This window comes from Curtobacterium luteum, assembly GCF_001475545.1.
In the GTDB taxonomy this organism is placed as follows: Bacteria; Actinomycetota; Actinomycetes; order Actinomycetales; family Microbacteriaceae; genus Curtobacterium; species Curtobacterium luteum_A.
This window is the reverse complement of sequence record NZ_LDQC01000155.1, coordinates 1-687: the sequence shown is the minus strand read 5'-3', so window position 1 is coordinate 687 and position 687 is coordinate 1. Positions and strand designations below refer to the sequence as shown.

General features: G+C 75.5%; 1 protein-coding gene. It reads right to left on the bottom strand.

The annotated features are described in order from the left end of the window. Positions 1 to 47: 47 nt before the first annotated feature. Entirely contained in the window at positions 48 to 629 is a 582-nt protein-coding gene (locus NS184_RS16840; protein ID WP_058727219.1) for a type IV toxin-antitoxin system AbiEi family antitoxin, read from the bottom strand. Positions 630 to 687 lie beyond the last annotated feature (58 nt).

The window sequence follows — 687 nt, the reverse complement described above, 5'->3', positions numbered from 1 at the left end:
GACGCCGTCCGGCAGCGAGGCGCGCATCGGCACGTCGCGTCGCGTTGTCAGATGGCTCCGGCGCCGAACACTCCGGCGCCGAACATCGCGGTGAGCCGCCGCTCGGCCTGCCGGGCCATCGGCACGACACCGAGCGAACGGAGGGCCAGCAGCAGCTCGTCCGTCCCGACCACACCAGCGCCGACGAGACCCTGCACCGCTTCGGTGTCCGCCACGTTCATCACCCCGGCAGCCGGCCCGGGAGCCCGGAGCAGGTCGATCCCGGTCCGCAGCGGCGTCGTCACCCGGAGTCCACCGAGGACCGTGACGTCGTGCGGGGACAGCGCGACCTCGCGCACCCGGACCGTCGCGGGGTCGACCCGGAGCCTGACGTGCGCGGGCACGACGCACTCGTGGGGGAGCGGCGGTCGCGAGACCGCACCCCACACCCACGCCGCGGTGCGGTGCGCGGCGACGAGCCGGACGTCCGGCAGCGCCCACGCGGCCGCGGCCGCACGCAACGCAGGGTCCTGCGGTTCGGCCGGTGATGCCCAGCACGGTCCCACCGACACGAGCTCACCGGCGAGCACCGCGGCCCGCAGTTCAGCCTCCGGCCAGTCGTCGGTCGTCAGCAGGCGCGGGCGGGGCACCCCGACATCCTGCCGGACCGACCCCGTCGACGGGGCGGGGCTGTGGACAGTGTCACAC